23 protein-coding genes are annotated in these 25288 nt (G+C 52.8%); 12 read left to right on the plus strand and 11 right to left on the minus strand.

Annotated features, from left to right (window positions below):
• Positions 1-6: 6 nt before the first annotated feature.
• Positions 7-1008, plus strand: a complete 1002-nt coding sequence (cydB, locus tag NK667_RS04645; protein ID WP_054613984.1) for a cytochrome d ubiquinol oxidase subunit II — start codon at positions 7-9, stop codon at positions 1006-1008.
• A gap of 4 nt (positions 1009-1012) precedes the next feature.
• Here cydB and NK667_RS04650 read toward each other — a convergent pair whose 3' ends face one another.
• Positions 1013-1543: a cupin gene (locus NK667_RS04650; RefSeq protein ID WP_054613985.1), complete on the minus strand. Its 531-nt coding sequence runs from the start codon at positions 1541-1543 to the stop codon at positions 1013-1015.
• Between the two features lie 37 nt (positions 1544-1580).
• Positions 1581-1841, minus strand: a complete 261-nt coding sequence (locus NK667_RS04655; RefSeq protein ID WP_054613986.1) for a hypothetical protein — start codon at positions 1839-1841, stop codon at positions 1581-1583.
• A gap of 234 nt (positions 1842-2075) precedes the next feature.
• Between NK667_RS04655 and NK667_RS04660 the strand changes: the two genes are divergently transcribed.
• Positions 2076-2336 carry a hypothetical protein gene (locus NK667_RS04660; RefSeq protein ID WP_054613987.1) on the plus strand — a complete coding sequence of 87 codons (261 nt, stop codon included), beginning with the start codon at positions 2076-2078 and terminating at the stop codon, positions 2334-2336.
• Positions 2337-2716: 380 nt separating this feature from the next.
• Here NK667_RS04660 and NK667_RS04665 read toward each other — a convergent pair whose 3' ends face one another.
• The gene (locus tag NK667_RS04665) at positions 2717-3127 is read right to left on the minus strand and encodes a response regulator (protein WP_054613988.1); all 411 of its coding nucleotides are present in this window, start codon (positions 3125-3127) and stop codon (positions 2717-2719) included.
• 272 nt (positions 3128-3399) lie between these two features.
• On the opposite strand from NK667_RS04665, the gene NK667_RS04670 reads away from it, so the two are divergent.
• Together NK667_RS04670 and NK667_RS04675 are read left to right on the plus strand one after the other, a co-directional pair.
• A complete protein-coding gene (locus NK667_RS04670; protein ID WP_054613989.1) occupies positions 3400-4101 on the plus strand; it encodes a glycosyltransferase family 2 protein in 702 nt (233 codons plus the stop codon).
• 19 nt (positions 4102-4120) lie between these two features.
• Positions 4121-4372 carry a hypothetical protein gene (locus NK667_RS04675; protein WP_413786136.1) on the plus strand — a complete coding sequence of 84 codons (252 nt, stop codon included), beginning with the start codon at positions 4121-4123 and terminating at the stop codon, positions 4370-4372.
• 455 nt (positions 4373-4827) lie between these two features.
• Here NK667_RS04675 and NK667_RS04680 read toward each other — a convergent pair whose 3' ends face one another.
• Positions 4828-5046 carry a DUF2934 domain-containing protein gene (locus tag NK667_RS04680; RefSeq protein WP_083471283.1) on the minus strand — a complete coding sequence of 73 codons (219 nt, stop codon included), beginning with the start codon at positions 5044-5046 and terminating at the stop codon, positions 4828-4830.
• 363 nt (positions 5047-5409) lie between these two features.
• Between NK667_RS04680 and NK667_RS04685 the strand changes: the two genes are divergently transcribed.
• Both NK667_RS04685 and NK667_RS04690 read left to right on the plus strand, forming a co-directional pair.
• The gene (locus NK667_RS04685) at positions 5410-5637 is read left to right on the plus strand and encodes a PLD nuclease N-terminal domain-containing protein (RefSeq protein WP_054613990.1); all 228 of its coding nucleotides are present in this window, start codon (positions 5410-5412) and stop codon (positions 5635-5637) included.
• Between the two features lie 79 nt (positions 5638-5716).
• Entirely contained in the window at positions 5717-5920 is a 204-nt protein-coding gene (locus NK667_RS04690) for a DUF2934 domain-containing protein (RefSeq protein ID WP_054613991.1), read from the plus strand.
• A gap of 173 nt (positions 5921-6093) precedes the next feature.
• Here NK667_RS04690 and NK667_RS04695 read toward each other — a convergent pair whose 3' ends face one another.
• On the minus strand, positions 6094-6336 hold the full coding sequence (locus NK667_RS04695; protein WP_054613992.1) for a hypothetical protein: 243 nt from the start codon (positions 6334-6336) through the stop codon (positions 6094-6096).
• A 428-nt stretch (positions 6337-6764) separates the two neighbouring features.
• Between NK667_RS04695 and NK667_RS04700 the strand changes: the two genes are divergently transcribed.
• Complete coding sequence (locus tag NK667_RS04700) at positions 6765-7589, plus strand: alpha/beta fold hydrolase (protein WP_054613993.1); 825 nt, start codon at positions 6765-6767, stop codon at positions 7587-7589.
• A 32-nt stretch (positions 7590-7621) separates the two neighbouring features.
• On the opposite strand, the gene NK667_RS04705 is transcribed toward NK667_RS04700, so the two are convergent.
• Both NK667_RS04705 and NK667_RS04710 read right to left on the minus strand, forming a co-directional pair.
• Positions 7622-8434, minus strand: coding sequence for a DUF1206 domain-containing protein (locus NK667_RS04705; protein ID WP_054613994.1), 813 nt, complete (start codon positions 8432-8434; stop codon positions 7622-7624).
• 116 nt (positions 8435-8550) lie between these two features.
• Positions 8551-9078, minus strand: a complete 528-nt coding sequence (locus NK667_RS04710) for an SH3 domain-containing protein (RefSeq protein ID WP_083471284.1) — start codon at positions 9076-9078, stop codon at positions 8551-8553.
• A gap of 1157 nt (positions 9079-10235) precedes the next feature.
• On the opposite strand from NK667_RS04710, the gene NK667_RS04715 reads away from it, so the two are divergent.
• The 3 genes from NK667_RS04715 (at position 10236) to NK667_RS04725 (ending at position 16945) form a co-directional block, all read left to right on the plus strand.
• The gene (locus NK667_RS04715; protein ID WP_054613995.1) at positions 10236-11360 is read left to right on the plus strand and encodes a response regulator; all 1125 of its coding nucleotides are present in this window, start codon (positions 10236-10238) and stop codon (positions 11358-11360) included.
• Positions 11361-11453: 93 nt separating this feature from the next.
• Positions 11454-15998 carry a PAS domain-containing hybrid sensor histidine kinase/response regulator gene (locus tag NK667_RS04720; RefSeq protein ID WP_063869662.1) on the plus strand — a complete coding sequence of 1515 codons (4545 nt, stop codon included), beginning with the start codon at positions 11454-11456 and terminating at the stop codon, positions 15996-15998.
• Between the two features lie 11 nt (positions 15999-16009).
• Positions 16010-16945 carry a diguanylate cyclase gene (locus NK667_RS04725; RefSeq protein ID WP_054613997.1) on the plus strand — a complete coding sequence of 312 codons (936 nt, stop codon included), beginning with the start codon at positions 16010-16012 and terminating at the stop codon, positions 16943-16945.
• Positions 16946-17265: 320 nt separating this feature from the next.
• On the opposite strand, the gene NK667_RS04730 is transcribed toward NK667_RS04725, so the two are convergent.
• From NK667_RS04730 to NK667_RS04745, 4 genes are all read right to left on the minus strand, one after another.
• Positions 17266-17916 carry a hypothetical protein gene (locus NK667_RS04730; protein ID WP_054613998.1) on the minus strand — a complete coding sequence of 217 codons (651 nt, stop codon included), beginning with the start codon at positions 17914-17916 and terminating at the stop codon, positions 17266-17268.
• 8 nt (positions 17917-17924) lie between these two features.
• Entirely contained in the window at positions 17925-18386 is a 462-nt protein-coding gene (locus NK667_RS04735) for a helix-turn-helix domain-containing protein (RefSeq protein ID WP_054613999.1), read from the minus strand.
• Positions 18387-18548: 162 nt separating this feature from the next.
• Positions 18549-18758: a hypothetical protein gene (locus NK667_RS04740; RefSeq protein WP_054614000.1), complete on the minus strand. Its 210-nt coding sequence runs from the start codon at positions 18756-18758 to the stop codon at positions 18549-18551.
• An 86-nt stretch (positions 18759-18844) separates the two neighbouring features.
• A complete protein-coding gene (locus NK667_RS04745; RefSeq protein ID WP_054614001.1) occupies positions 18845-21487 on the minus strand; it encodes an AAA family ATPase in 2643 nt (880 codons plus the stop codon).
• A gap of 951 nt (positions 21488-22438) precedes the next feature.
• Between NK667_RS04745 and NK667_RS04750 the strand changes: the two genes are divergently transcribed.
• Both NK667_RS04750 and NK667_RS04755 read left to right on the plus strand, forming a co-directional pair.
• Positions 22439-23419: a hypothetical protein gene (locus tag NK667_RS04750; RefSeq protein WP_054614003.1), complete on the plus strand. Its 981-nt coding sequence runs from the start codon at positions 22439-22441 to the stop codon at positions 23417-23419.
• 393 nt (positions 23420-23812) lie between these two features.
• Complete coding sequence (locus tag NK667_RS04755; RefSeq protein WP_236708554.1) at positions 23813-24985, plus strand: RES family NAD+ phosphorylase; 1173 nt, start codon at positions 23813-23815, stop codon at positions 24983-24985.
• The last annotated feature ends 303 nt before the right edge of the window (positions 24986-25288 follow it).

The raw sequence follows: 25288 nt of genomic DNA on the forward strand, positions 1-25288 counted from the left end.
ACATCCATGATGGACACTGACTGGGTAACACTGTTGTCCGCTGCTGCGCTGGGGTTTTCGGTATTGAACTACGTGCTGTTGGACGGCACTGATCTTGGTGTGGGCGTGCTGCTTGGTCTTACTCGTTGCAGTAAGCACCGACGTGCCATGGCGGTGACCATCCTCCCGATCTGGGACGCTAACGAAACGTGGCTCGTGCTAGGTGGCGGCGGTCTGCTGGCGTTGTTTCCGATGGCTTACGCCGTGCTGCTGCCGGCGCTTTATTTGCCGTTTATCGCGATGTTCCTGGCATTGATTCTTCGCGCCGTGGCGCTGGAATTTCGCGATTACTCGCAAAGCTATCGTATGAAGCGCATGGTCGATGGCTTGCTGCTGATCGGTTCACTACTAACCGGGGCTACTCAGGGGATAGTGCTGGGAACGCTTGTACAAGGCGTGCCGTATCAGGACGGGCAGTACAGCGGGAACGGCTGGGAATGGTCGGGCCTGTTTCCGCTGTATTGTGGCGCCGTGCTCGTAGTGGGGTATATGTGGTTGGGCGCGTGCTGGCTGTATTGGCGCACTGTAGATGATCTGCAACGTCGATCAGGGCGACAGGCGAGGGTGCTGGCCATCGTAACCATGGTGCTTTTGGCCGTGTTAGTGATCTGGACAGCGACGCTTGACGCTCGATATGCGCAGCGGCTTTCCAATCCACTGGTCTGGCTGCCAGCCGCATTGTTGCTCACTGCACTGCTGATCAGCTTCACCATGAGCTTTCGAAGCCGCCGGCACTATCTGCCGCTATTCGCCGCACTGGGTATCTTCATCTTGGCGTTCGCCTTGATGATCGCAGCGCTCTTCCCGTTGATTGTCCCGCCTAACCTGACCTTGCAAGCGGCCGCCTCAAGTCCCACCAGTCAGATGTTCATGTTGGTCGGTTTCGCCGTGCTGATCCCGGTGACGCTCATCTACAACACCTACGGTTTCAGAGTCTTCAGCGGAAAGGTTCGCGCCGTTCGTGATTGACTTCTCAACGCTGGCCAGCCCAATACCGGTGTACAGCGCCTTGCGAGCCTTGCACCGGATCCTGGTCGGGAAACGGCAGCGTGTCGATGCTCGCCAGTTGGGCTCTGGTTGGTGCCTCGCGGCAGATATCTGCATGTTGTCCCGGCGGATAAGCACCGACGACCAGAAAGTCTTCGCTTGAGTCTAAATTGCAATGGCCAGTGCCGGCAGGCAGTAGCAACACGTCGCCTGGACTGACTTCAAGTACATGACCATCCGGGCCACCCAGCATCAACCGAGCCCAACCACTGGCGATGCCAAGCACTTCATGACCTTCAGTATGGTAGTGGTGGCAGCTGTAAACCCCATATCGCCATTGTGGTGGCCAGCCATTGGCGATGAAGGTTCGCTCGAACAATGCAGCCGGATCGTTGCCTTGAACTGCAATCGCGGTTGGGTAAATGAGTACCGGCAGGCGCGGGTTGTTGGGAACCCATTGGTTGCGTTCAAGCATCAGGGTTTGAACGGTAGCTGTCTCAGCTCGCGGTTTGTTCATTTAAGAATCTCCGAGACCTAGATGCGGCGATGGTTATTCATGTATCGATCTGCAACTCCAAATCAGCATTTTCCAGTCTGCGGGCGTGAGCCACCGTGCCGTTCAAGCGCTGTCCTCCTGAAGAAAGAATAATGGTCAAGGAGTGGGCCTTGTGTAGGTCATCTGGCACCGGCGACATAACCTGTACCTGAAAGGCACCTGGCGTGATGGGCGTGATGAGTACGTCGCATTCAATAGTTTTAGCGATGGGGCCGAAGAGGGTGTCGTTTAAGTAACTCAAACGTGCGCGGTCGGTCATGGATATGTCCTATAACGCCAGGGATTTAAAGCTTAATTTCTATCCGCTTCTATGTGCTAGACGGTAGCCATGACAGAAGAGTTCAACGCCAAGGGCTGATGGCACTTGGCGATTGCAGGCTGCGTATCAAGGCGCATTAAGCTCCGTCGGTAACCGATTTTTGGATCTGCAGTTAAACTAAAATCTGACCTGTAAGTCAGATTTATTAATGGCATGCGATAGGAGAATCCAACCATGCAGATCTACAAGATTGAATACCTGTTCGAAGGCGAGCCCCGCACGCATCAATTTGAAATCAAGCAGGCTCGGTTGTCCGCTCATGAGGCCGCGATGCACTTGCTACAGCTGCATTTTGGGGACGGTGAGAACAGCTTGATCATGCCCACTGCTGACGCGACGCCAGACGAAATTTTGAATCAGGCTGAACTGGTAGGGCTGGCACAGATTATGGTCGTCGATCAACCCAGTGTTGATGGCAGTCGAAACAACCAGTAGGCGCGACTCGGCCAATTTTAGGTACCGCTTTTGGCCATAAAAGCCGAGTGATTAGGGTGGGGCTGGTTAGTGATTTTATGAACTCAGCTCCCGCCGGAGATTTACTAGGCCCCGAACAGGCTAAAGAAACTCAATGCCGCACCCGTTCCCAAAATTAGGGAGATGAGTATCAGGGTCAGAACGATAGGTCTATAGGGCATAGCGCGTGTCGGTACACTCAAGGAAATAGTCCTTACATTTTCACTATAGTCGGTTATGGTTACTTGCGAATGCGAGTCGATTATCGGATCCGTCAGCTGACATTGCAACAACATACTTTCCACTTGTAGAGCGGATGCGGAAATTTCGGGCGTTAACATCGGCATGTCTGCGAGTCAGGTTTACGTCTTGCGGATGGGATAGCCAGGTTGGAGGAGTGATGCCATCGCAATTACGAGGTCGTCCAGAGCCCAAGGCTTGTGCAAATATATCGTCTCAACTGGTACTGTTTCGGGGTCTATCAAGTAGCCCGACGTCAGTATTGCTGCAATGGACGGCCATTTGCATTTCACCATTTCGATGAATTCAATACCTTGAATTTGTCCTGGTACGCCGTGATCAACGATGACGATACGGCATTGTCCATGGGCTTGCAGAAGATGGGTTAGCGCATCATCGGCAGTCTCAAACGCTAGAGCCTTGGCACCTATTTCAGCGACGATATCCACCATCAGTGAACGCAAGGTCGGATCGTCTTCTACGACGACTACCACTCCCTGAATTGGCAAAATGCCTTCCCAATTAACATTCACTCATCGATTCCTTATTGGTGCAAAACGTGCAGGCGTCATAAAAGCCTGGCTCTGAGTGTATGCCCAATCGAAGAATTTGCAGCCCCTGCTGCATTTCGTTTGATGACTCAAGTCATAGGATTGGGACTTTGAAGCTAGATCCGAATGAATTTTTTCCTGCTGAGGACGGCAAGAAGCTGATCTTTGCGATGATGTAGATTCTTTAAACCTTCTTTTAAAGCCGGGTGTCGATAACTGGAGAGCTAAAAATTTGCTTGAACGAGAGAACGCCAATGATCGGTGTTGTGATACCCGCCCATAACGAAGAAAACCACATCACCGACTGCCTGTCATCTGTCCTGGTGGCTGCGGGGCATCCAGACTTGCATGGTCAGTTGGTCACGATACTTGTCGTCTTGGACGATTGTACGGACAACACCGCGCAGTTAGTCTCGGCTCAGGGTGTCGCAAAGCTCGAGGCCACTTTTCAGAATGTGGGTAAGGCCAGAGCGACTGGAGCGCAGGAATTGCTTAATGCAGGCGCACAGTGGCTAGCTTTCACCGATGCCGACACGGTCGTTGCTCACGACTGGCTCGCTTGCCAGATTGAGTTCAAAGCTGATGCGGTATGTGGAACAGTTGAAGTGGACAACTGGAATGAGCATGGAGACCTGGTACGTTCCAAGTATCTCGAGTTATACCAATTCGTCGAGAACCATCGCCATATTCACGGAGCTAATCTCGGACTAAGCGCCGAAGCGTATCGAAACGCCGGTGGATTTCAGCATCTTGCCGCACATGAAGACGTTCACTTGGTGGCCGATCTTGAGAGGATCGGTGCACGCATTGTTTGGACGGCGACGAACCCGGTGATTACCAGCGCACGCCGGGATTTCAAATGTCAGGGCGGGTTTGGCGAGTATTTGACCTCTCTAGGCGCTTCGGTCGGAACGCCTGTACTTGACCCTAAGGTCAGTGCCGGTATTGCTCTTTGAATCGATGGGCTGATGGGGGATGACTTTGGAATGCATCAACCTTGTGCAATGGCCCGCCATGGTAGTAACGGTGATCTCAGCTTGGTTCGTTGGCTCGCAACGACCACGTCGACGCATGATCGCCTTTTGGGGGTTCATTGCGAGTAATGCTTTGTGGGTTGTCTGGGGACTCCACGCAAACGCTTACGCGTTGATAATCCTCGAATGTGTTCTGCTGGGAATGAACGCCCGAGGCTTCAAGAAGAATCTCAACGGGTATCGAGGATCCTGACGACATGGCGCCATAGATCAAGCGCGACTGTCTACACGAAAGACCTGAAAGAGAGTAATCGCAACCTCGCGTGTTTTATCGGAAACAGACGAAGACTTTTGCAGAAGTGACCTATGGTGAAGGTGTCTCTGTGAGGACGTGAAGATGATCCAAAGATTCGTTGTTGTCCCTGCAGTTCCCACTGAAACTGGCTCCTCGCGTAGGCAAACGCCCGGATACTGCAAAACAGCGCCAATAGGTTTTAACATTTACGACAATGAGAAAAAGTTGCGCTTGCAAGCTACCTTTCTGAGTCGACAAGAGGCTGAGGCTGAGTGCCAGTGGTTAAACCTGCAACGGCTGCAGAGTGTCCCCTCACACCCGGACACCTTCTAAATTCATGGTGATAGCGCGCATTCGATGCGTGCGCGCCATCGGTGGGTATCCGCTAGTAGTGGCTTCATCCAACACAAGCTTTAACGACCATCGTTATCTGGGTTTTCAGCCTCGGTAGCAGAGTCAGCTGGAGACGGGGCATTTTCGTTCCCTAATGTTGAGCCAGAGGTGGAACTGTCAAAATCCCCTTCGCCTGCTGATTTTTCAGCAGTGAACCAGTGCTCCAAGTCTTGTCCTTGAGGCTTGCCTTCCTTCTCCCAAAGCCGATACGCAGCTTCTCGAATTTTTTGCTCATCCATCTTCAAATTCCTCCCATTGCTCACTGAGTGAATTTCGGGACAACGGGAGAAAGCAGTTGTGTCTCCCTATTCGTCACAGCATCAAGCATAGGCGCCATGACAGGCTCCATCATTGCTGTTGGTCTGATTTCGCATGCACATCTATGTCTCGGTCAAGCCACGAATGTGTGGCGGTACTTTGGAGAAAAGACAAGCCGACTAGCGGCTGAGTTCTGATTCCATGCACGGGCCTCGCCCGATTGTCAGAAGTCGATGTCATGGAGGTCACGCGTTGCATTGATTCGCCTGTTGCAAAAACAAATTGGTTTGAACGCAGGCATGACGCCGAGGCCTAAGTTTTACTAGCGCTTGGAGGGTCGAATCATGTCGGAAGCCACCACTTACTTCGCTATCGCCGTCGCTGTGATCATTTTGCTTGTAGATCTATGGGCAATGATCAGCGTTTTTCGTAGTGACAAAACCGTGGGCATAAAAGCAGCCTGGGCCATCGGTCTCGTAATCTTTCCCGTTTTGGGATTGATTGTTTGGGGAGTGGCGGGGCCACGGGGCATCAAGGAGGGGCCAACCTCTCCGGAGCACAGCAAAGGCTAGTATAAGAGGCAGAAGGTTCGGGTACATCAATTCGAATTGAGGGCTGTGGAGTGACACCTTGATCACTGAGGAGAATGACATGATTGACGATTCAGCCATCCGCGAACGAGCGTATGCACTGTGGGAGAAGGATGCTTGCCCGGAAGGAGCTGCGCAATTCTACTGGCACCTGGCGCGGGAGCAGCTTCAAGCCCAGGTGCAAGCGCAAGAATCTGATGCGCGTAAACATGCATTTGATAACGTGAAAAGCGATGTACTTGATACCATTGCTTTCTCCACGTGATACGCGTGGAGACGCTGAATCTAGAAATGCCGAGGACGGTTTCATCTGTCGCGAAGAACGGGGAAGCTTGGTAATCGAGACGACTAAACGGTATGCCCAACCTGTGGAGGGCGTTGGTGAGGGAACCTAGGGATTTGAGAAAAGCTGCGAGCCGTCGACGCGCGTGAGGGGGTTTACTTCTGCTGGACTTTAAAATTCTTTTTAAACCCGCGTAGGTTCATAAGGAAAAGACAAATCTGCAAGACGATTAACGCATACGCCCCCGCGTAAACTCCCCAAGTCACCCACAACACGTTGCTCAAACTGAAGCATACAAACCCGGTCATTCGCCGTCCTGGTCGCTGCGATCCGATTAGCCATGCGGCGAGAACGGTCACAACCATCGCTGGCCATTGAACCCAATCCAGATAAGCCAAAATATCCTCCCAGCACAGATTCGTGAGCTGAATCGCTATGTGGATGCCACGCTAATCAATCTGGTTTCTGATGGTTGGGTGACGCATTCGATTTCCCGAGAATGTAGCAGGGGTGGAGCTGACCATTAGGATGGGTTGTGACCACTACAGAGATCAAAGACCAGCCTTCATGAAGCTTGAGGTTTGCTTCGTTGGCTGATAGCGCTTCCATGACTTGGATTGTCTCAGATATGTGCATTTCGTCTTTCTCAAATTTTAGGATCAATCATTAGGTGCTGCGTACGGACGAGGGTTCCTTTACCCAACACTTGTTATTGGATCGTTCGGAGCCACGCTAGGTCAGAATCCATAATCGAGACCATGCTTTGAAGCCTAAGAGTGAACATCTAACGCCGCCATCTCAGCGACATGAAGCGAGGGGGACATCAATGACAACGCGCAAACTGACCATTGAAAACTTGCAGTTGAACGTTTCAATCTGCGGGCAAGGCTCACCGCTACTCTTGCTCAATGGCCTGGGTGGTTTGATTCGTACCTTCGATCCTCTGCGCAATGAGCTGATGGACTACACGACTATTACTTTGGACGTGCCAGGAGTCGGTAAATCTCAAATGCCCCGCTGGCCAATGCGTCTGCCGAGCCATGCCGACTTGATCGCCGAGATGCTGAAGCAGCTGGGAATCGACCAAGTCGATCTGTTCGGCGTGAGTTGGGGAGGTGCATTGGCGCAAGAGTTTGCCCTGCGTTACCCGAGCATGGTGCGCCGGTTGATCCTTGCGGCGACCTCTGCTGGCCCGATGGTGATAGTGAAGCCCGCCGACATTTTGGATTTTTTTGGCAGCCGCAAAGGCGCCAAACTGCACAAAAAAGAAGGCTCGCGTAATTCGATACAGGCGCTGCTGCGCTTCGGTGTGGTGAAAGGCATGCTCACCGTTAATCCGCGAACCTATTACCACCAGTTAGCTGCCTTGGTCGGCTGGACAAGCCTGCTGCGGCTGTTCCGTCTGCGCCAACGAACGCTGATCCTTACCGGCGACCGCGACACGCTGGTACAGACGTACAACGCGCATATCCTGCGCCGCAGCATCCGCCGTGCCGAAGTGCACGTCCTAAAGGGCGAGGGGCATTTCTTCGTGGTCACCAGCGCCAAGCGAACTGCCGAACTGATACGAGAATTCCTCTGTCAGCAGCACGATGATGAAGAGCCGGCGACAATGACCGCCAGCGGCAGATTGAGGCCGCTCCTGCTCTAGTCCGAGAGGTGGATCGCCATTATCGCTGCACCCTATGGTCTCGATACTCCAGGCACATCCATATTGATCTTGCGCCAGAAAGCCTCAGAGAAACTGTAAACCGAGAAGGCAATTAGCCCCAGGGCCATCACAATCAAAATCAGCCATCCAGCAGGTAGATTCTGGAGAGCGTCGAGGGCTTCTTTCATACCAGGTGGATCCATGGCTTGATAATTGGAACCGCTAATTGCCAGCAGTAAGGCAATTTCTATAAACACGACTCCACGGGCTATTAGACCGAACCGAGACACTGGCCGGACGTACCGCATGACGTCCTCGTCGGCCTCAAAATATTTCTCGAACGACGCCTTCCATCCTTTGATGATGTGAGCAAATCCAACACCAAGCGGAATGAGAGCGATCAGGTACACCAACAAATTCGAGTGATCCCAAGACAAAAGATACGCTAGCCAGTCTTTGGTCTGCCCTCCGGAATCCCCCGAGCTTCTAATACCGCTAATGAGTAGACCCATTGCAAAAAACGCCAGAGCGGCGTTGACCAAACCTCCGGCAAACAGACCAGTGCGAATCACCACTCCTTTGAGTTCTTTGCCGTGATGATCGACATCGCGCGTAGCTTGCAAGAAACGCCAAGCCGAAAATGCGAGCAAACCTGCCACCACAAGACCAACTAAAAAATATCCGAATGGCTGGCCTAGTAAAGCTTCCAGGCTCTTGTGGCTGTCCTTCGGTTTTGTCGAATCATGCGCTGCCAGCAACGCGAAGATACCGATGATCAAATAAAGTACTCCTCGAGCGGCATATCCTCCCCGAGCGAGTATTACAAGGTTGTGTTGCGCGGACATTGGATCTATTCCCGAGAGTAGTACAAAAGCAGACCCCTCTCGCTGGAATGGGTTCGATACCAAATCGAAGACTGCACTGACTTCGTGATCGAGAATATCTACCGCTCGAAAATCGCTCAAACACCGTAACGCTTATTGCCACCTGAAGTAATGCAATACCGACCGCCTCTTGGCCCGATGCAAACGTTTCCCGAAGAACAAGGGCAGGAGGATCCGTATTCTGGAGTCTGCCTCTGGGTTGGTTTTACTGGCGAAGGCGATGGTTTCGGTTTAGAGGCGATGTAGCAATTCGATCCGCTACAAAGACTCTTGGAAGAAAGCCATTTCGCAGGTTGGCCATCGATGCTTATGCGTACCCAGTCATCCCGCTTTTCGAATACCTGAACCTTGGCTCCCCGGCTCAACTTGGAGATAACTTTTCCGCTTGGTTGATCTCGGATATTAAGCTTGTCTGCGCTTACGTATTGATCAATGGACGAGGCCGTTGTAGGTGAGGGAACCGATGTGGTTGAGACCAGAGTATTCGGTGTACTCGGGGGGCTCGGTTGCACAGGAATGGGAGGTGTGTCTTTTTTGCTTATCGCCCATAGGACAGCGAAAAGGATCAGGAGAGGGACAAAACATGACTGAGATTTCTTGCGCATTTTCCATTGCTCCCGCTCAGCAAGCACTACCCAGCCTGTCTTCCTGACCAACCTGGCTTCATAAACCTATTGCGAGCTTAGCCACGCTTCCATTTTCAGCAGCCTACCTAGCTCTAAATGCGTGGATTTCCCAATTTAAGCGTCGCGAGCAATCGCTGTCTTTCTCCCAGGGATGGAAACCACTCAGCTATCTCGACATTGCAGTGTCTGGACTCGCTGAGTACCCACTTCACGATCACGTCCGCTGCAGCCTTGGTTATGAGTAACCCAGAAGACGCGATATCAATTTGGGTTGTTGGAGCGAATCAGAAGTCTTTCTGGATGCCAAAAAGCTTCCTTAATAAACGCTAATTCGAGTTGTAGGTAAGCGGACAGTGAACACATCTTGCGTTTTATCGCCGCGAGTTTCAGCTCCCATGTAGTCGTGCTCAGGCCCAGGAGCATTGCTCCAATGACCATCAAGGTAAATGGCCAGCCCATCATGACTGGGGATGGAAGCCCACAACCTCTGGACTGTTACTCGAAGATTGGCCGGTGATCAATACGGTGAGATAGCAACTGAAAGGCTGGCTCGGTTAGACCTCCAATTTGTCGGCAGTAGCCGGAATGACCGAATTCTCACTTATGATCAGGCGCATCTGAACGGCCACTTTTCCCCGATAGATGCCTTTTGCGAAGGGCTGCAATCGACCCGCGGCAGCAATTTGGGACGTGTTCCTTCAGTAGAAGCTAGGTCACTCCCATAAGTGTTGACGTAAAACCAGCCGAAACGCTATGTGCGACAGTCGCTCGGGCCGTTTGCCAAGACTGTTTGGAACCGTGAGTCAGAGGGGGGAGCGCATATTTGGGGGCCTAGGGCAGCGAGCAGCAGAACGGAATCACTCAAGCATTTCCGCTATCGCGCCGTTCATGTACTACTCCCGCCAGCCTAAATACCTGCGAGCTGTTTGCTTGCTTGTATAGTTCGCGGGTCAGGAATAGATTCGATCCTTCAAGGAAGCTATCAATCCGCCTGCCAAAGGGAAATTGCCGTGATTTACTCCAAATCGCTCGGTTACCACCTCACCCTTTGATCTTAACGACGTCTATTGCTGTTGGCTAACCGTAAGCTGCTAAGACGTTGCGAAGTTGAGTATCAATCCAGTGAGGATTACCGAATGCGCGTGATGATTCTGGATGATGACCCCTGGATATCAGATCTTTTAAAACAGCTCGTGTTGAGCATCCGTCCGGTTGCCCAAGTCGATTGCTTTACGGATGTAGCTAGCGCTTTAAACGCTTGGCAGCCAAGCACCTATCAATTGGTGATGGCTGACTGGAATTTACCGGATGCCCCCGGTGTCAACCTGCTGCAGAAAATTCGCGAAAATGATCTAGACACGCCGCTGATCATGATCACCGGGCGCGCTGATCGAGACAGTGTGCTGGCGGTAAAATCGCTGAGGATCAGTGCCTTTTTCACCAAGCCATTCCAGGTTTCGCGCGTCGTACAATGTCTGGACGCGCTCCTTCCGCTTGATGAGGCCCTCCGAGCGACCACTGTCAACACTGAAGACTTGATTAGCTATCTCGGTGGGCTGTCTGCGGGCGAGTTGGACTTGCCTTTACTCGCCTCAGTAAAGGAAAAGCTTGAGCTCGGCTATGGCGGGGCCTTATTGGATCCGCGAGAACTCGCTAATGACTGGCGGCGTGACCCGGCGCTGTGTACCCATTTGATAGCCGCAGCCAATAGTGCCGCTTATCTCGGCCACGGCCAGCCATGCACGAATTTGAACTCGGCCCTCACTCGGCTAGGCGGGCTTACCAGCGTGAATTTGGCGATTAGCCTGGCCTTGCGACAGACCACGACTCAACCCAACGCTATGCTCATGACGTTCGTTCAGGCCCATCTGGATGATGCCGAGCGTTTGGCTGAAAGGGTTGTGCTCCTGGCTCAACAATGCGGTCTGGATCCCGCTCCGCTGCAAAGTGCCGCCCTGTTGCACCGCATGGGCGAACTCTGTGTGTTTTACCAAACTCAGAAATGGGAGAACCGGGGCAATAGCGTCACCGAAGAAGCGCTCACGTACGCTGTCCGTGACTTTGCAGCGCCATTTGCCGTTCGCTTGAAAGCCCACTGGGGACTGCCTATGGTTTTACGCGAGCTGATAGGTGCTATCTATGCCTTACCGCCTATGCAAATCCGTCGCGAACAAGTAGTGATGCGCCTTGCCGCGTCCATGAACAACGGCGAACCCGAAGCAGACATTGAAAGACTTAAACGATTGGCCGGCCTGACCTGAGCGTATTTGGGATTTGCAGGTTGGACATTTCGCGGCTCTCAATAGGATTCGAACTTTAATCTTGAAGGCTTAAGAGCCTTCTGCAAAGGGACAGTGCGGGTGAGAAAGCATAAGGTTTTTGCATTGAGCTGGGGGGTAGCTATCACTCTGGTCGTGGGGTTAGGCGCAAGCGTTCTTTGCGGCTGGGCCCTTGAGCACAGCAACGAGCAGCAAACACAGGAAGCGATCGCAGCGGCTACCGAAGACGCTGCTGATTTGGTTTTGGCTCGCCTTAATCTTTACCAATATGGATTACGAGGCGCTCGTGGAGCGTTGCTGACAGCTGGCGAAAATGGTATCAGCCGTGAGGTTTTTGACCACTATAACCAGACGCGCGACCTCGCTGTCGAGTTCCCCGGCGCAAGTGCCTTGGGCTTTATCAGGCGTGTCCTGGAGCAGGACGAAAGCGACTTTCTCAAGCACGCTCGGGCCGACGGAAAAACTGACTTCTCCATTCGCCAATTCTCGCCTCATTCAGGCGAGCGTTACGTTGTCCAGTATGTCGAACCGGTTGAGGGTAACAAGCCTGCAATTGGCTTGGACATCGCTTCAGAAACATCGCGGCGAGAGGCGGCACAGTCCTCGATACAAAGTGGTGCGGCACGAATCACCGGGCCCATTACGCTGATACAGGCCCAAGGGAAACTGCAGCAGTCTTTCCTGGTGTTGTTGCCCATCTTTCGCGGCGCAGTGACTCCGGCGACCGCTGCTGAACGAGAGACAGCTGCTTTTGGCTGGAGCTATTTTGTGTTGCAGACCGAGGAGGTACTCAAAGGCCTGCGCATAGAAAATGAGACGGTAAAGCTTCGATTGAGGGATATCACTGTCCCAGGGCAAGAAAAACTGTTTTTCGAAAGCAGCAACGACTCGACTAGCCAAGAAACGCTAGTGACCCACCGGCTGGAGCGTGATGTGTACGGGAGGCGCTGGCAAATTGAACTCGGCGCAAATCCGTTGTTCATCCAGCGCTTGCATCAGGTTTCACCAACGGTGGTTATGTTGATGGGTGGTTTGCTCACTTTTCTTCTGGCTACTCTGGCGGGTGTCATGAATGTCAGTCGTCAACGCAGGCAGCAAATCTTCACTGAGCAGGCAAGGTTGGCCGCGATCGTCGAAAGTTCGGCTGATGGCATTATTGGAAAAACACTCGATGGCATCGTCACCAACTGGAACAAGGGCGCCGAGCATCTGTTTGGCTATACCGCTGAGGAGGCAGTCGGCCACACACTGGTCAGCTTGATTGTTCCTGAGGCGCTTGTAGCTGAGGAAGCCCATATCCTTGCGCGCATAAGGGCGGGAGAGCGAATCACCAGCTTTGATACTCAACGCCGCCGAAAAGATAACCGGCTGATCGACGTATCCACCAGCATCTCCCCTATTTATGGCGAGGGTGGTCGCGTAATTGGCGCCTCCAAGACGTTAAGGGATATCTCGGCGAAAAAAGCAGCAGAGGCTCGAATTCTCGAACTCAACTCCAACCTTGAGGAGCAGGTTGCGCAGCGAACGTCCGAGTTGCGGCATCTCAATCTGTTGTTGGGCTCCGTGATGAGTTCGGCGACTGAGGTTTCGATCATTGCGACGGATCTCGATGGCTTTATCCGTGTATTCAACAAAGGCGCCGAGCATTTGTTGGGTTATGACGCCGATGAGTTGATAGGCAAAGATACCCCGGCGCTCTTCCATGTACCCGAAGACATCGCTGCCCGTGGCGTTGAGCTGAGCGAGGAATACGCCCAGCCCATCGACGGTTTCCGTGTGTTTACCCATAAACCTGAGCTTGAAGGCGCAGAAACCCGAGAGTGGACTTACATTCGCAAGGATGGCTCTCGGTTTCCTGTCACCCTAGTGGTCACCTCCATGCGCGATGCCGATGGGGTATCGAGCGGTTACCTGGGTATCGCCGTAGACATCACCAAACGTAAAGCGGCAGAAAAGGAACTGGCAGCGAGCCTGAAGACGACACTGGAACAACGTAGCGAACTGATGACGGTGCACGATCAGTTGCTGATGGCTGCTGAAGTGGCCGAACTGGGAGTCTGGTCTTGGACATTGGCAGACAACGCTTTGAAATGGAATGACCGCATGTTCGAGTTTTACGGGCAGCCACTATCGTTGCGCGATACAGGTCTGAACTACATGCACTGGTACTCGCGTGTTCACCCCGAGGATGTCGTGGCAGCGGCTGCCATGCTGAATGCCGCCGTTGAGGGGATTGATGTGTATGACACAATTTTCCGTGTCGTTCGCCCGGACGGCCAGATCCGCTTCATACATGCCGGCGCACAGATAGAACGCAGTCCAGACGGTACAGCGTTGCGCGTGACCGGTATCAATCGGGACATCACTGTTCAACGCGAGCTAGAGTCACATCTGCTTTACGCCAAGGAACAGGCCGATGCCGGGAGTGCGGCCAAGTCTGCCTTCTTGGCCAACATGAGCCATGAAATACGCACACCGATGAACGCCGTGTTGGGTATGTTGCAGTTGGTGCAGAACACCGACCTGAATGGTCGCCAACTCGATTATGTGACCAAAGCGCAGACTGCTGCTAAATCACTGCTGGGGTTGCTCAATGACATCCTTGATTACTCCAAGATTGAGGCTGGCAAGTTGCAACTCGATGTGCACCCGTTCGAGCTCGAACCGCTCATGCGTGACCTCGCTGTAGTACTTGCAGGTAACCAAGGCGAGAAGGAGGTTGAGGTCATGTTCGACCTGGACTCCAATTTACCCAACGACCTGATCGGCGATAGCCTGCGACTGCAACAGGTACTGATCAACCTGGCGGGTAATGCCCTCAAGTTCACCCTGGAAGGCCAGATTGTGGTCAGCATTGAACAACTGAAACGCACGGAAAATGCCGTGAGCTTGCGCATCGCTGTTTCTGATACCGGCATCGGTATCAGCACCGAACAGCTTCACCGTATTTTTGAAGGATTCACTCAGGCCGAGGCTTCAACTTCCCGGCGCTTTGGTGGCACAGGCTTGGGTCTGGTGATCTGCAAGCGGTTGGTCGCCTTGATGGGTGGTGAACTTCAGGTGGAGAGCCAGCAAGGTGTCGGGAGTCGTTTCTGGTTTGATATCAATCTGGATGTAGCGCCGACGTCACTGCTGAGATCCGCCTGTACTGGAGTCGATGTGTCCTTACGGATTCTGGTCGTCGACGACAACGCCATGGCGGGTGAATTGCTGTTGCGAACCGTACATGCATTGGGATGGAACGCTGACCGCGTGAGTGGTGGCACGCAAGCGGTGGAATGGGTGAGGAAAGCCCAGGCGCTAGGTGAAGCCTACGACGTGGTGCTGATGGACTGGCGGATGTCCGATATGGATGGGCTGAGCGCTGCGCAATTGATCCATCAGCAGGGCAACGGTGTCCCACCTCCAATGGTCATTATGATCACTGCTTACGGTCGCGAGGTATTGGCTGACGCCCACCAGGCGGGAGACGCCCCCTTCGTGGGGTTCCTCACCAAACCTGTCACTCCCAAGCAGCTAGCCGACGCTGTTCAGCGAGCACTCAAGGGCAAAGACCTGCTGCATTCTCCTATTCCCCGGTCAACGGTTGACAGGCCGCAGCGTCTGGCCGGGCTGCGACTATTGGTTGTGGAAGACAATATGCTCAATCGCCAGGTAGCCGATGAGTTACTGACAAGAGAAGGCGCGCAGGTGACGCTGGCTGAAGGCGGGCTGGAAGGTGTGAGTAAGGTGATGAATGAGCGTGCGCCCTTCGACGTCGTATTAATGGATATCCAGATGCCGGATATTGATGGCTTGGAGGCGACTCGTCGCATTCGATCGAACCCACGCTTCGCAACGCTGCCGATTGTGGCAATGACCGCAAATGCCTCCAATACCGATCGCGAAGCCTGTCTTGCTGCGGGGATGAATGATCATGTCGGCAAACCTATAGACCTAGACCAACTTGTCGTAACGTTGCTCTTGCAAGTGGGCCGCGAGGGCAGCCAAGCAGCTTCAGGCCTGGGGCAAACCATGATGGGCGAAGTCTTCATCGATTCCCGGGCGTCAATCATTGATCGTTTTGGTGGCGACCTCGATTTGATCCGCATCGTGCTGAAAAACTTCGGCCCGGAGCTGGAAAAGCAGCTAGTCCGGTTGCACGATCAGATCCAGCACCAAGACGCATCGGGGGCCGCTTTTGTACTCCATTCCATTAAAGGCAGCAGCGGCACCATGGGCGCCAAGGCGCTGTCACAGCTGGCCGGCAACCTGGAGCAGACTCTGAAAGATCCAGAGTCTGCAGCGAGCATGTTTGCTGACGTCACCTGGTTTGACGAATTAAGCAGATTGTTGCAACTCAGTCTTGAGCAGATGAGTGTCGACTTTGGTCAGAGCCCGCGAGCAAAGATCAGTGCTGGCAACCAAATCATGGAACCGACGCAATGGAAGGAATCCCTCGAAGAGATTTTGCTATTGCTGGAAGCCGGTAATCTTCAAGCCATAGAGCTGGCAGACGCGTTGGTGTCAAAAACGCCGCAATCCTTGCGCCCACAGTTCGACGAACTCGTTGACAGGGTGCAGTCTCTAGACTTTTCCGCTGCGATGCCGATTGGTCGTGACCTGTTGAGATCTGCCTGATGGAACAATCAATGGAAACCTGGATACCGCATTCATTTAGCCGTCCAAAGCTCCTTATTGTCGACGACCAACCGACTAATATCCGGGTACTTCATGAGCTATTTCGTGAGGACTGTGATGTTTTCATGGCCACCAGCGGTGAGCAGGCAATCAGCGTATGCCAGACCCTGCTACCTGACTTGATTCTTCTGGACGTGGTTATGGAGGGTATGGACGGGCATGAAGTATGCCGTCGACTCAAGGTTGATCCTGCGACCCAGAGCATCCCCATCATCTTCATTACCGCACAGCAGCAGGAGTCAGATGAAGTGCTAGGTCTGGAGCTCGGCGCGGTGGACTTCATCACCAAACCCATCAACCCGGTCATTGTTAAAGCACGGGTACGAACACATCTAACCCTGAAACTACAGAGCGATCTGCTACGTTCCATGGCGTTGATAGATGGTCTTACTGGGGTGGCCAATCGACGAAAATTTAATGAGGACATATTGGCGGATTGGCGTCAGTGCTTTCGAGAGCACAAGCCGCTATCGCTCATTTTGGTGGATGTCGACTATTTCAAACGCTACAACGACCAGTACGGGCACCAGGCTGGAGATGGCTGCTTGAAATCCATTGCTCAAGCGTTATCTGAAACGGTTAGACGGCCCTACGACCTGGTCGCTCGGTACGGTGGCGAAGAGTTCGCCTGCGTTCTGCCCAATACCGTTCTTTCGGGTGCGGTCGACATTGCAGAAAAAATGCAAAAGCGTGTCCGATCGCTGGGCATCGAGCATTCTGCTTCTGATGTCGATCGTGTGATGACTATCTCTCTAGGCGTCGCAACATTGACGCCCGCCGGCGAACATGGATTCGAGGCATTGATAGAAGCTGCGGACAAGCAACTTTACGAAGCTAAGAACGCGGGCAGGGCGCGGGTATGTTCATCTGCAATGTCGTCCAGTTAAGCGTTTTTTCCGCTGCTGACTACATTTGGGGTTGGAGCTTACTACTGGCAGCAACGGGCTAAGGGCGTCTAAGCAACCCGAAACAATGGTTAATCTCTATTACCTTACTTTGCACAAGCCGGCGATAAGGGCTAATGCATCTGCCCCATTTGCTGCTTGGCCTGAGTCTACTTTGGGTCGAGTGCTGCCTGTCGTGACCGGCTAAAAACGACCCATAGCTGCCGGTCAGCACCGGCAGTAAACGGCGATTAGCGGCCATTCGGGCGTATTCACATAGGACTATAGGTGGTTAAAACGAAACCGACGCCTGCCAATATTCGTTAAGTAACCAGAACTCCATATTCATTATAAATAAATTTTCGCCCACCTTTGGTATGAGCAATTAGTAATTTTTCTACCTCATCAAAGCTGTAGCTGTTTACGATGTCCATTTCTGGTGTTACGCAGAATAATTCCTCCCCTTTTTCTAGATCGAAAAGAAAAATCTTATCCGCATGCTCGGTTAAATTTTTCACTGCGCTAAAGTTGGTCTTACAAAACGCGAGCCTCCCATTTCTGGAAACACCACTATCTACAATAGATGCCGTCAACTTTTTAATAATGATTGGATTTCCCTTGCAATCAAAAACATTGAAAACTGCTGAGCTGTGCTCTTCGATCCAGCTTTCAAGACTGAATGTTCCATTATCTGCTATAGAACCTTTGTTAGGCCTAAGCATTTTTCCACGAGCAGTTACTATATCGGCTGCGAGGTCAGCCAATAAAAACTCCCCTACGCTCCTGTTATAAAATGACTTTCCAACATCTTTAGAAGATGATGCCGCCCAAGACAGAGCCCAATTTTTCAACCTAGACAGGCGATATAGCCCTTGATAACCAATTGATTCGATGACCATTAGGGGTCTACTGAACACAATCGTACGCGTTGTATTCTTCAAGTTTCTTTCGGGAATTACCTGACTTTTCTTCATAAAGTCATTCACTCAATGTGATTGGCAGTATTTAATCGAGCACCCGTAGTAATGTAGTAAATGTCAGCCCCCAAGAAATTTATGTTCGCCAAATAATCAGCTTTTGGGGTTCGCATTCCTCGCTCATATTTATACTGAGCATCGGTATTCACGCCACCAACGGCTCCAAAATGTTGCTGGGTCATCTTCAGCTTGACCCGCTCCTCACGTAACCGACTGCCAATAGTGCTTGGGCCCGTTCTGACAATTTCCCTGGACGCCTGCCTGGTCATACTTGCCTGTTTATAAGCGTCATCAATCTCAGTAGTGATGTCCTGGACAGCCTTTAACGTGTCCCGAATGCGCTTGACAGCTTCCACTCCACCAAATTTTTCAACGATGGTCAGAAGCCCTTGCAGAGCCTCCTCAAAGCCTCGTTGGTTAGTGTGCAAGCGTTCAATTATTTCTGCTAAAGCATGCTTTGTCGGCATCCCGCCTCCTCATGTGCATGAGGCAGAATCCTAGCAGTGATGCATGGAGAGGAAAAGTTATCGGGGGAGACTCGGCTGCCATCTTAAATTCATGGTGATCGGGTCGATAGCTGTCCTGCGCGACAGGCAGCTATTGGCCGAATACTGCCTGTCGGAAAGAAGTCATTCCGGCGTCATCAGCACCGCGAGCGTCATGTTGATGAATTCTTCGTTCTTACTGATTGTGTCCAAAGCACCACGAACGTTGCCGGCGATTTCTGCTGATCCGCGCTGCTCCACCCACAGCGTTAGCTCCATTATGGCCGCCTCAAGGGCGAGTTGGTTTTGATTGATCTTGTATAGCAGGGAAGGGAGCAGGTCTGAATTTGGCATCGTGATTCCTCCTTGAGTGAGCTAGTAGAATGCATGCCGCCGAGAGCGGCTCGTCTAGGGTGCAACATGCATAAATATTGGTTGAGTCAGGCCGCCTGAAACGGTTTTTTTCGAGCCGCATTGCGATCTGATCGAGCCCTTTCGTACACCTTCCTTCTCTGTGCGGCTTCTCCTATAAGATCGACAGCTACTTCGACATCACGTAGTAGTTGTTCAGGGGGCGGGATGGGCAGTTGACGCTCTGCGGGCGTGTCGTGAGCTTCAATTGCCTCGCACGACCGGTCGTAAATGTCGATTAATGTTTCCCACTCTGCTTGGGTGTGTCCGATGACTGCTCCAAAGGACTCAACAGATACGACATCGCTGAAAGGCTGCACAGTGTTGTTCATGAATTCTTCGCGGACAGCCCTTTCAATGGTGCCGCGTAATTTTCCATATGCCCTTGTCACAGCCTGCGCGCTGTCGTCATTCATATACGTACCCATAGTCTTTTGTATTTCTTGGGCAACCTCAGCTATATCCTCCAAACGCATTTTGCAGTTCATGGTTTCCCAGGTAAGTCCGTCGACTACTTGGCCTGGCGCGTTATCCCAGCGAACGGATTTATAGCTAGCCTCTACTCCCGCTTTTCGTTGTGCGGTGTTTAGCTCTGTGAGGAAAACCGCGTCATGGGTAAGCACAATAACTTGTCGCTCCACTGCCAACGATGCGAGTCGTTCTGCCATTTTTCGGCGGTAGCGGTGATCCAATGATGTCGACGGGTCATCGAAAATGACGGCGGAGTGATGAGGCAACGAGCGGATTTCGGACAAGAAGAGTGCCAGTGCAATTGCTCGTTGTTCACCCTCGGAAAGCAGGTGGTGAGCGTCAAGATTAGAACCTTTTATTTTCAGCGTGACTTTGGTTGTGCCCGCACTCGTTCGCCCAGCGAGCTCAGGTTGAATGTCTCGTCGATAGCCTAGAAGCTGCAACTCGGCCGTCATGGCTTCGGCCAAAGCAGAAGTGACGTACAGCCTGGCGAGGTTTGTCATTTTTGTTGAGACACCGGTCGGACTTAGTGCTGCTAGGCACTTATCGAGGTTTTGCCGCACGATGCTGTTTCGAACATATTGCTCCGCTTGTGGCAGCAACAATGCGAACGCCTGACGAGCCCTGAGCTGCTTAAGCTCCTCCTGAAGTCGCGCTCGACTCTCCGGATCATCCGATTCGCGCAGCGTTTTGGCAGCTGATTCGTTTGCTTCTATTAACCGGTGTAACCGGATTTCCAACCGATCGCCGTCAGGGAAGGCAGGGGTGGCTAGAGTCCAATCATTCGTTTCGACGGCGGTTACCAGCCATGTTCTGCGTAATTTCCACGCTTCACAAACGGCGACCAGATGAGCATGCTCATCCGGCGCTACTGCTTTCAATTCGGTCAATGAGGGCGCGTCGAGGGGAGTAAAGTCTGCGCTGTTCAATACCGCCAACGCTACTCGAAGTGCGTTCGCAGCGGCGGATGCATTTGCCGCCGCATGTTCGTTAACGAAGGTTGAAAAATCTCGCATGCGCTGCTGTGCATCAGGGGTCAAAACTGTCTGACAAAAAACGCATTTCGCACCGTCCTCTGTGTGTGGAAACGCGTGGCCTGGGTACGCATCAATAGTAGAAAAGCGCTCGGCTGCTTCAAAAAGTAATTTCCAAAGAGCGTTACCAGTTCCAGGAAGTGTTGCGTCATCCACCTGTAAATTTTTCTGTGCATCCTGGTAGGCCGCCTCGGCTTCTATGTTTTCATCGTGAAGGCGCCTGAGTGTCTGAAAGGCTTCATCAGACACTAGGGCATAACCCGAAACTGCGTGCTGAGCGCCAACCTCTAGCCGCTCGGACTGTCTGTCCAAGGCTTGGGCTTTGGGTTCCGGGTTCATGTCCTGCAGGGCTTGTGCAAGTTGTTGCAAACGAGTTTCGTCCTCTTCGCTCAATGTCCCTAGGGTTCTCATGACTTCGACGTCAGTCACCACGCCCAATTCTTTAATGAGAGCACCCACCTCTGTCTCACCGCGTACAGGGTCAAACAGTCCAGCACTAAGGGCCACCGCATCACGTTCAGCTGTGATGATACGGTGCAGCTCTCGCTGTGCCAGTACTAGGCGATTCAGCTGTCCCAAGCCGTAGGGTAAGAAGACGGGCGTTCCTTCTTCCTCCACATAATCCATAGCGCATGCAGCGTCATACACGGAGATCATGCTCAAATCTGAGTTTGAGGGTTCACCCTGCGTCCATGTAGCTTGCTGAGCATGACCATTAACCAGGAACGAAACATCCGCTGCCGGCACTCCCGCCGCACCGAATGCGTTGCAACGGACGTTGTCACGTCGCCTAGCTCGACAGGTATTTTTGAGCAGCCTTGCGTACCCTGATTTACCGACACCATTTTCGCCAAACAGCACGGTCAAGCCATTAGGCTGCAGGTCAACTCCGCGCCCTGCTGGGAAACCGTTGATGTTGGACAGGTTGGAGAGACCTAAAAGTTGGACAGTCGCACCGCTCCCGACTCCTGCTACATGATCTTGAGTGAGTGGTGAGGCACGTTCTGGGGAGGCTGGCCCATTCCCATGAGCCTCTTTGATCATCGCAATGAGGTTCTCAAGGTCGGCTGGACTAAGGGCGTCTTGAATAAAGAGGCGTCTGAGAGCATCTCTCTGCCAATCTTTAAGTTCGGCAGACCACACCAAAACATCATCGACCAGGCTCATGTGTTTTCACTCCGTTCGTGGTGGAGCTTAGCGATAGGCCGCCCCCACAACCGCCATGAAGCATAGACAACACTCGGCCTCTTCACTTACCTGCATGAGCTATTGCATATCGAGTCCGGCCGGCACTTATCCGGTGGGCCATGTGTATGCATTTGCGGTGACTGTCACGCGGGAAACCTCGGGCTGACCGGAGTTCTGAAGTGGCAGTGCAGTAGCCAGATTCTACTATCGTTAATTCTGGCCGCGTCGCCAACTGAGCTGATTCCACTCAAGGAAATGAAGTGTTTGAGCTGATAGAAGATGCCAAATCGGATTTGTGCTCGAGCGGCTGGGCCAGCCTTCACCTGCCACTCGGTGGAATCGAGAGGATGGAGCAAGCTGCGATGGCCATTGCCTACAGCCTCGGACAGCCCCGCGCTACGCGGCGGCGAGGCCCTCTAATTGACCATTTGGCTCCGACGAACAGGTGTGCGGCAAATCCACGCTCTCTCAGCGCCCGCTACGGCTTGAGCCAATTCCCTTGGCACACTGACGGAGCTCACTGGAGCACGCCGCCTCGGTATCTAATTATAGGTTGCTTGGAGGCGGATCAGCAGGCCGCTGAAACGCTCATCTGCGAAGGTCGCAACTTCGCCCCGCTGAACTCAACAGTAGCTCGCTCCTCAGTGTTCAGGGTTACCAATAGTTGCAACAGTTTCTACGCTACGGCCCGGGGCACCTCTGATTGCTACTACAGGTATGACCCCGGCTGTATGACGCCTATGGATGTCGGCGCACGGGAGATCATGCGCGCTATAGACCATGAGGAGCCCGAAGATGAGCACGCGATTGAGTGGTGTGCCGGGACGTTTTTGCTCCTTGATAACTGGCGTTTTCTGCATCGTCGGGCAGCTACAATTGAAAGCGCTGAGCGCAAGCTCTTAAGGGTGTCCGTCATGGAGAGCATTAACGATGCATAACGCAGGGAGCGGTGCGAAAAAGTCGCACAAAGAAGTACCTCCAGCTATTTCAGCAGAGGCATTGCTTGGGAAGTCTCGGCTCTACGCATCACGGGCCCTACAGGCTAAAGCGTCAAAGGATTCTGAGGTCTACCAGATCTGGGCTGCGTTGGCATTGGAACTTCTTGGTAAGGCTCAGTTGGCTGGTATACACCCGTGCTTGGTGGTGGAAACCGACAATACCAATAGCCTTCTTGAGTCATGTGGTATCGAGACAGATAGCAAGGTCAAAACCATCAGCGCTCACGTGGTGTTTGCTCGTTTGAAGCACACGGTGGAGAAATTCGGGACACCTCATGCGAAAGCATGCGAGAACATCTCCTCGCGCAGGAATATTGAGCTCCATTCTGGTCAGGCTGCATTTGCTGGCATGGTGGACAAGGACTGGGAAGGTCAATTCTGGTCTACGGCACAACTCATCCTGACATCAATGGGGCTGGAGTTGGAGGACTGGGTGGGAAGCGACTCGAAAATTCCGGCGACCCTAGCACGTGATTTTCGAACCATTAAGATTGAGGCGGCGAAGCACCGGATTGCGAATGCCCGTGCTGACTTTTTGAGTCCAGGTGACAAAAAGCGGAGCAAAAAAGAGCTAGAGGCGCTTCGGGAGCAGTCCAAGGCATTTTATTGGTATACATATCGCGAGTCCTTCAGGTATTCCCTTCTGGATAGCTATTGGGATATCCCATGCCCCGCATGCGAATGCAAAGGTTTTCTAGGCGGAGACAAGGTGCATGAAGAAGTCATTGATCAAGACCATGAAAGCGGCTACGAAACAGTAGAAAGGTACTTCACCCCTGCAGAGTTCTACTGTCCCTCCTGTGATCTGCGGCTGGATGGTGCCGAGGAAATGGAAGCAGCAGAATTTGAAGAAGAGTACACAGATCAGGACGAGCGAGAGATAGAGTACGAGCCCGACTACGGGAACGATTAGCAGCGTTGCCTGACCATGAGCCTGACAACCGTCACAACTACCGTAAGCTAGGTGCTACGAAGAGGGTTGCAAGACGATTAGCAGCTGCGTTGAACGATGCTTCTGCCGCCGACGTGTACGACGGCCTTTTTAACCTCCGGAGCGCTTTCATTCGTGGCCGTGGGGGAATGAGCAAGATATCCAGTTCCCTGCGCGTCCAGGCACGAAGGATTGCAGCGAAAGCGTGTGCGTCCATGGTAGGGCTGGGGAGCCAGTCGGGTCTTTCTCGTGATGAGATTCTCGACGATCTCTTAGATAAAGGCGTGCAGCTTGTTGGTAGGCAGCAGCCGAGGCGCTGAATGTAATCTCACGCAGGGAAGGCCTGGAGGTTACACAGGCATTAATGGAGGTGCCATGAGCAAGCTGGTATGTGTCGATTGCCTCACTGATGGGTATTTACAGGCGAATTTCGCTGACAACGATGTCGACGAGTGCGATTACTGCAATGAAGAGCGGCCGGTAGTGGAACTGGATGAGCTGGTGTCGGAGCTCGAAGAAGCCATCCGGGCTTCATTCATCTATGCCGAACAACCCATGTCGGTTGTCCACCATGGGTATGCACCAGTAGGGCATTCAATCTACGACGTGGTCGAGATGGTGCTTGGGGCCGAGGATACGGAGTTGCTGAGCGATCTTGAGGCAGAACTACGGGAGCAGTGGAGCGAATGCGACGATGACGATCCGTTCCTCACTGAACAGACTTACGCTTCACCCCAGCTGACGTCAGACTGGGCACAGATGCAACAAAGCCTCCAATTTGAATCGAGGTTGGTCAACCCAGTTGTGGGGCGAGTGCTTGAGAAGATATTCGCAGGAATTGAGGAGCTTCATACCGCAACTGGGCCTCGTTCAGCCATCACAATCGCCGGCCCTGGCCAACCTCTCAACGCCTTCAAGAGGGCCCGCAAGTTTGATGACGAGGAGGGGATGGTCACTGCTTTAAAGCATCCTGAGAAGTATCTCGGCCCAACACCGAGGGGTAAGGGATCGGCAGGTCGCATGAATGCTGCAGGTATATCCGTCTTTTACGGGGCCACGGATGACGAAACTGCCATCGCTGAGGTTCGTCCCCCCGTTGGCAGTTGGGTCGTCACAGCAACCTTTGAAGTTATCCGGCCGCTACGACTGTTAAACCTAGGTGATTTAGGTGGAATTCGACCAGACTCGACGCTGAGCTATTTTGATCCATTGCGCCAGGAACAGGCCGAACGTTGCGCCTTTCTTCGCGAGCTACAGCAGCAAATGCTCATGCCGGTAATGCCGGACAGCGCAGATCTGGGCTACTTGATTACCCAGGCAATCGCGGACTACCTTGCCACAAATGAAACGCTTAATTTGGACGGCATTCTCTTCCCATCTGTACAGGTGCCTAAAGATGCCTCCCCAGGGCTGAACACCATACTTTTTCACAAGGCTAGCGGTGTCGAGAAGACTGAGGATCAAGATGCGCTTGAGCACGTGAGTCTTTGGGAGTCAGACGAAGATCAATGGATCTTCTACCCGCAAATCTGGGAGGTAGCCCAGTGACTCAAGAACCAGCGACAGGTTACATGGGGTACGTACTCGCCCCCGAGCCCAGTCTTCGGCTCAACCGAAATGGCATCGCAATCCATAAAATTCAGGGTGTGAGCTTCACTTACAAATCCGATCCAGTTCGCCACGAGCCTTGGTCGGAAGGAGCACGTCACTACGGGATTCGATAGATAATTGCCAACGTCATTTGCTTTCGCAGAACCGTGACGATCGATACTCGGTGGAGCAGAGTGATGTGACACGGCGCCGTGAGGAGATCGAAAGGTATAAAGATTCGTCTATAGCTTCGTGGGCACT

The sequence above is a fragment of the Pseudomonas nunensis genome (assembly GCF_024296925.1).
Lineage (GTDB): Bacteria > Pseudomonadota > Gammaproteobacteria > Pseudomonadales > Pseudomonadaceae > Aquipseudomonas > Aquipseudomonas nunensis.